At 45.6% G+C, this 6,418-nt stretch carries 9 protein-coding genes and 1 tRNA gene; 4 read left to right on the top strand and 6 right to left on the bottom strand.

Annotated elements, in window-relative coordinates; all coding sequences use genetic code 11:
- The 3 genes from HY807_10610 to HY807_10600 form a co-directional block, all read left to right on the top strand.
- Positions 1-194, top strand: a 194-nt coding sequence (locus tag HY807_10610) for a 4Fe-4S binding protein (protein ID MBI4826852.1), incomplete at its 5' end; no start/stop codon positions are given.
- Positions 195-247: 53 nt separating this feature from the next.
- Positions 248-766 carry a nitrate reductase cytochrome c-type subunit gene (locus HY807_10605; GenBank protein MBI4826851.1) on the top strand — a complete coding sequence of 173 codons (519 nt, stop codon included), beginning with the start codon at positions 248-250 and terminating at the stop codon, positions 764-766.
- A gap of 17 nt (positions 767-783) precedes the next feature.
- On the top strand, positions 784-1,050 hold the full coding sequence (locus HY807_10600) for a chaperone NapD (GenBank protein MBI4826850.1): 267 nt from the start codon (positions 784-786) through the stop codon (positions 1,048-1,050).
- A 16-nt stretch (positions 1,051-1,066) separates the two neighbouring features.
- Here HY807_10600 and HY807_10595 read toward each other — a convergent pair whose 3' ends face one another.
- From HY807_10595 to HY807_10570, 6 genes are all read right to left on the bottom strand, one after another.
- A complete protein-coding gene (locus tag HY807_10595; protein ID MBI4826849.1) occupies positions 1,067-1,621 on the bottom strand; it encodes an aminoacyl-tRNA hydrolase in 555 nt (184 codons plus the stop codon).
- A gap of 8 nt (positions 1,622-1,629) precedes the next feature.
- Positions 1,630-2,301 (bottom strand): 50S ribosomal protein L25, encoded by a 672-nt coding sequence (locus HY807_10590; protein MBI4826848.1) that lies wholly within the window; start codon positions 2,299-2,301, stop codon positions 1,630-1,632.
- A 62-nt stretch (positions 2,302-2,363) separates the two neighbouring features.
- Positions 2,364-3,305, bottom strand: coding sequence for a ribose-phosphate pyrophosphokinase (locus HY807_10585; GenBank protein ID MBI4826847.1), 942 nt, complete (start codon positions 3,303-3,305; stop codon positions 2,364-2,366).
- A 104-nt stretch (positions 3,306-3,409) separates the two neighbouring features.
- Positions 3,410-3,485: transfer RNA gene (locus HY807_10580), tRNA-Gln, on the bottom strand.
- A 30-nt stretch (positions 3,486-3,515) separates the two neighbouring features.
- The gene (gene ispE, locus HY807_10575; protein MBI4826846.1) at positions 3,516-4,430 is read right to left on the bottom strand and encodes a 4-(cytidine 5'-diphospho)-2-C-methyl-D-erythritol kinase; all 915 of its coding nucleotides are present in this window, start codon (positions 4,428-4,430) and stop codon (positions 3,516-3,518) included.
- 4 nt (positions 4,431-4,434) lie between these two features.
- A complete protein-coding gene (locus HY807_10570; protein MBI4826845.1) occupies positions 4,435-5,982 on the bottom strand; it encodes a tetratricopeptide repeat protein in 1,548 nt (515 codons plus the stop codon).
- A gap of 235 nt (positions 5,983-6,217) precedes the next feature.
- Between HY807_10570 and HY807_10565 the strand changes: the two genes are divergently transcribed.
- Positions 6,218-6,418: hypothetical protein (locus HY807_10565; protein ID MBI4826844.1), on the top strand; the 201-nt coding region annotated here is incomplete at its 3' end.

The raw sequence follows: 6,418 nt of genomic DNA, 5'->3' as shown, positions 1-6,418 counted from the left end.
TGCGGATCGGATATGACAGGGACAAATGCACATCATGCATGAAGTGCGTTGATATCTGCCCTGAAAAACAGGTCCTGCACATGGTCGGCAGACAGAGCGGGGCCGTGCTCTCAGGGGAATGCATTAATTGCGGAAGGTGCGTTGAGGTATGCGATGACAACGCTGTGAATTTCAGCAATATATATTCAAAATAAATTTATAAATAAAAAAGGAGGATGTTATGCTGCGAGAGAGAAAAATATGGATCATGCCGGTATTGGCCGTATCAATTGTTTCACTTTTATTGCTTTCCTGCGCCCAGACAAAAATATATACTGAAGAGGATCTTGGCCTGAGGCATGAAAACCTGTATGATGAAAACACCTCAGCCCCTGTGTATGGAGCGCCTATTACCAAGGAAGCCGGTACGAGCACCAGGTTCGAGAGGTCTTTTGAGAACAGCCCTCCGTTAATCCCGCATGATATCACTGCGATGCTCCCCATAGCGCAGACTGAAAACCTCTGCATGGGCTGCCATATGCCGGAAGAGGCCGGGGCCACAGGTGCAACCCCGATCCCTAAATCACACCTTACGGATTTTGATACAGGGAAAGACCTGAAAGGCGAATTAGCCGGAAACCGTTACAACTGCGTGCAATGCCATGTGATACAGACAGAGCTGACACCGGCGGTAAAGAATATTTTCAAAGGCGGGTTCAGGGATGATCAAGGGCATTACAATTCAAATCTGATAGATAACTTAAACGAAGGTGTTGAAACCGAGTAGTCCACAGGAGGCGCAAAATGAATGTATCAGGCATTGTTGTCAAGACGGCAAAAGAACACTTGCAGGATGTTATAGAACGTATCAACTCTATTGGCTATTGCGAAGTCCATTTCCACGATCCTGACGGAAAGATAGTCGCGACAATAGAAGGCGACAGCATAAATGACCAGACGGAAAGATTAAAGCAGATACAGAACATCCCCTTTGTCTTCAGCGCGAGCCTGTCTTATTCATATTGCGAAGATGAGATATCAGAGGCATTGGGAACTATCCGGACAATCTGAATAAAGGTTTGCTTCTCTACCTGTGGAATTCGTTCTGCGCGGAGGATACGCCTTTATGAAGGACTGCTTTAACTGCGTTTACGGCCTTATCTATGGTCTCAGTCAGCATCTTTGTTTCGCTTTTCGGGAACGGCCTGAGGACATAATCTTCTGTCGGAACCCTAGCTGGGCGCCCTATCCCTATTCTTAATCTGAGAAAATCCTTTGAACCCAATGAATCTATGATAGACCCGATACCTTTGTGTCCGCCTGAAGAGCCGTCCTGCTTTATCCTGACAATCCCTTTCTCAAGGTCAAGGTCATCATGCACAACAATTATATTATCTATCTCTTTAAACCTGGCAATGGCGCTCATTACAGCCCTGCCGCTTCTGTTCATAAAAGTAAGAGGCTTTATCAGGAGCGTCTCCTTCCCCTCGATAAAGCCTCTTCCATAACGGTAAGCTTCTGTTTTGTATTTTAATTTTATAGATGAGCCTGCCGCCAGGGCATCCACAACCATAAAACCGATGTTGTGCCTTGTATCCTCATACTCCTGTCCCGGATTACCCAGGCCGACAACCAGCCACATAATAATTATTACTTTTTAGTTTCCTTTGATTCTCCCTCTGCTGCCTTGCCTTTGGCTTTAAGCACTTCAGGCTCTTTAACCTCACCTTCAGCAGGCGCGGCAACAGCCTCCTCCATCTTTGGCGAACTGACAACAAGGATAACCTGCTCAGGGTCAGAAATTATCTTTATGCCTTCCATAGGAACCAGGTCGCTTACATGAAGAGAATGCCCGATCTCGATAAACTCCGCGTCTACCTCGATGCCATGCGGTATATGGGTCGGAAGACACTCTATCTCAACCTCTCTCATCTGCAGCTCAAGAATACCCCCCTCTTTGATGCCCTTGGGTTCCCTTGTAATAATGATAGGAACAGATATCTTGAGCTTATCTTTGAGCGATATCTCAATAAAGTCAACATGCAGCAGGATGCTGTCTATCGGGTCGACCTGGTACTCTTTTATGAGCACGGGATGCTCTGTGGACTTCGCCTTATCCCTGTTAAGCTCAAGAGTTATAAGGGCATGTTCAGCAACACCTGCTTTTATAAGACTTACCATCTCTTTTCTATTCAGCTTTATCGGGATCGACTTGCCGGCCCCGTATACAACCGCAGGCAGCTGTCCCGCCCTGCGCAGGCTCCTTGCAGCGCCCTTGCCCTTCTCTCTTCTTTCATCCGCCTTTAATAAAATCTTTTCCATTTTTTTGAACCTCCGTTAAACGATGAGCAGAATAATATGCTGATCGCCCATAAATATATTTTTTATTGAAACAGGGAACTCACCGATGACTCCTCGTGTATCCTCTTTATCGCTTCTCCAAGCAAAGGCGCGACGGAAAGCACGGTCAGTTTACTGCATTTCTCAACTTTGCAGTCCATGGGTATTGTATTGGTAACAACAACTTCCTCAAGGACTGAATCATTTATCCTGTCCAGGGCCGGGCCGGATAATACCGCGTGCGCGCATGCCGCAATAACGCATTTGGCTCCATTTGCTTTTATCGCTGACGCCGCCTGTGTGATAGTTCCGGCTGTGTCTATCATATCATCAAAAAGAATTGCGTTCATTCCTGCCACATCACCTATGACGTTCATCACCTCGGAGACATTTGCCTTTTCACGCCGCTTATCAATGATAGCCAGTGAGGCGTTAAGCCGTTTGGCAAATGCCCTCGCGCGTTCAACACCGCCCGCGTCAGGAGAAACAACAACCGTATTGCTGGAGTATTTCTCCATCAGGTATTTGGAAAGAACAGGTGAAGCATAGAGATGGTCAACCGGGATACTGAAGAAACCCTGTATCTGCCCCGCGTGCAGGTCTATCGTAAGCACCCTGTCCACACCTATCGATGTCAGCAGGTCAGCTACCACCCTCGCTGAGATAGGCACCCTCGGCTGGGCCTTTCTGTCCTGTCTCGCGTAGCCGTAATAAGGGATGACAGCGGTTATCTTCTTTGCCGAAGCCCTCTTGAGCGCGTCGATCATCAGGAGCAGCTCCATAATATTATGATTGACAGGCATACATGTAGGCTGGACGACAAAAACGTCAAAACCTCTTACATTCTCATTTATCTGAACAGTTATCTCCCCGTCACTGAATGTGGAGACAGCCGCCTCGCCTAACGAGATGCCGAGAACATCGGCTATCTCCTGAGCAAGAGGCCTGTTGGCATTACCGGAAAACAATTTTATTCTGTCAGGCATCATATCTCCTTATAATAAGCTGTAAGCTTTCAGTCATCAGCTGAATCCAAAAACTTGCTCCTGTATAAAAACAGCCGGCCGCCATTTGCTGAAAGCTGAATTTCTGGCTGGGGCGGGAGGATTCGAACCCCCGAATGCAGGAATCAAAATCCTGTGTCTTACCAGCTTGACGACGCCCCAAAACAAAATAAAAAAATCAAATGAGTCCCGTTAGTCTGTTATTGTTTTAACAGCCGCTGTCCAAAACCCGGTAAAAGATTCAGAAACATCCCCGGCCTTTGCCAGAGAGTCAAAGACCCCGAAGACGGCAGACCCGCTTCCGCTCATAAGAGCCGCAGCCGCGCCTTGTGCCAGCAGCCTGTCCTTTATCTCTGCTATCAAAGGATATCTTTTGACGGTGACGGCCTCGAGGTCATTAAAAATATAACCTGCAATATCAGATACTTCAGCCTTACTGATTTTACTGATAAAATGCCTGATATTATCGTCTTTATCCGCTTTTTTTGTCAACCCGGAATCCCGGCAGGAATTGACCCCGATAGGCCGTGCTGACTTGGAACTTCCTGGCAAGTCTTCGCCGGAAAGCTGAAAATTCTCATACGCCCAGGCTGTAGAAACATTAAAATACGGCTTTACGATCAAAAGATAAACCGGAGCCAATGCCCTGTAAGAAACGACCTTTTCACCCCTTCCCTGAAGATAGGATATCGAATCATACAGAAACAACGGGACATCCGAGCCTATCTCCTGAGCTGATGAGGAGAGTTCATTTAATGACAGATTGAGCGACCAGAGCTGATTTAATCCGACCAGAGCGGCAGCTGCATCACTGCTCCCCCCGCCTAATCCTGCGCCGACAGGGATCTTTTTCTCCAGGCTGATCAGAGCTCCTGCGTCAACATTATATCTTTTCTTAAGAAGACGAGCGGCCTTATAAACGAGATTATCTTCAGTAGGAATATCAGAATCAGTCGCAATGTTCAGTTCACTTGAAGGTGAAAAAGTCAGCTTGTCATACAAGGCTATCTTCTGGACCACGCTCCGGATCTCGTGAAAACCATCATCACGGCGGCAGATGACATTCAGGAACCAATTTATCTTTGCAGGGGCATTAATGGTGAGCATTTAACTACTTGATGCCTGAAGATCCGGCGCCCTCAAGCTCTTTGACCTTCTTTTCTATCCTCTCCTTCAGGCCTTCTTCCTTATCCTGGAACTCAAGCGCCCTTTGCCATGCTTTAAGTGAGGAAGACTTATCGTTCAGTTTCAGATAAACATCCCCGAGATGTTCCAGCACAACAGGGTCGTCTTTCATGGTTTCCGCCGCCGCCTTTATCTCTATGAGAGCCTCTTCATACATCCCTTTCTTATAATAGACCCATCCGAGGCTGTCTCTGATGTAAGCGCTGTCAGGCTCAAGCCCCACCGCTCTCTTGATAAGCTCTTCTGCTTCGTCAAGGTTTATCCCTTTGTCAGCATAAGTATAGCCAAGATAATTCAGCGCATCAGCATGGCCGGGGTTGATCTCTATCGTCTTTTTAAGCTGCCCGATCATCTCATCAAAACGTCCCGTCTTTTCATATACAATGGCAAGATAAAAATTCAGCTGATCATTTCCGGCCACTACAGACAGGCCTTTCTTAAATATCTCCTCAGCGCTTTTATAATCCTTATTTTTAATATACAGGTTACCCAGATGCATATACGGCTCAGGATCCTCAGGTAAAAGTTCTATCAGTTTCTTATACTGCTCAGCAGCTTCATCATCCTTGCCCATTAAAATGAGTATATTGGCAAGAGAATATATTGTCTTTTCATCATCAGGCTGAATCGAATTGATTATTGCAATCTCTTCCGCAGCTCTCTTGTAATCCCTGGAATTAATAAATATGCTTGCCAGGATCATATGAATGTCAACATTATCGGGATTTGACACAACAGCTCCTTCCAACAAAGATATCGCCTTATCAGACATCTCCTGTTTCAGATACAACAAAGTGAGATTTTTGATCAACTCCATGCTGTAAGGGTCTATTTTCAAGGCCGCCTCATAAGTCTCTATAGCTTTATCATTCATCCCAGACAATTCATAGAGGCCGCCCAGCAGCATATATGCATTCTCAAAAGACGGGCTAATCTCTATAGCCTTTTCGAGTATATCAATTGCCCCGTTATAATCCTTCATATCTGCGCGGGCGCTTCCAAGCCAGAACATAGCCGTAGCATTGCCGGGTTCTATAGATATAACCTCTTCGAGTACTTTTGCAGCTTCCGGATACTTCCTGTTATTTAAATATATGTAGGCAAGGTGAAGGTACGGGGCTGTATTTCCAGGATTCAACTTTATAATCCTCGCATAAACCCCGGCAGCAGACTCGGAATCATTCTTACTTGAATAAAGGCCGCCAAGCAGCAAAAGCGCGGGTTCATAATCAGGATTTATTTTAAGCGCCTCTTCAGAGATCCTTACAGCTTCATCAATCCTCTTAAGGCTGAAGTAAAGGCTCCCTGCCTCAGTCATCAGATATTCCGAATCAGTGTCTTCCTTTAAAGCCTGCTCCATATACTTTAAAGCCTCTTCATAGTTACGCGAGAGCTTCGCGTCTTCAGCAAGCATGTAATAGAAGTAGGCTTCCTTTGAGAATACAGGAGCCGCTTCAGGCTGCACCGTAGCCACAGGCTTTTGAGAAAAAGCGCATGATGATGCAAAAAGAAGAATAAATATGAAAATGAAATACTTTTTAAAGAAATACATGGATTTTATTATGGCATAAAAAAATTATGATTGACAATTTAAGGGGTTGTCAAAAGAAGAAACTGATTCTTTGATATTCCAATCTGGAATATCAAAAAGGCCGGGTCGATGAGGACGCAGGCATCTGCCTTTAGCATTTACTGAGCAGGGTGTTGCTATGCTATCCAGCGTTTTGAGAAGCAAGCGTGCTGTACAAGTCAACATAGCTATTATGCGGGCGTTTGTTAAGCTGAGAGAGATTTTATCAACACATAAAGAACTGGCGTATAAGCTGGTCATTCTTGAAAGAAAGATAACAAAACATGACGAAGAGATTTATACCATCTTCAAGGCAATACGCAGGTTAATGGACACACCG

Source organism: Nitrospirota bacterium (assembly GCA_016207885.1).
GTDB lineage: Bacteria > Nitrospirota > Thermodesulfovibrionia > UBA6902 > UBA6902 > JACQZG01.
This window is presented reverse-complemented; position numbering and strand designations above follow the sequence as displayed.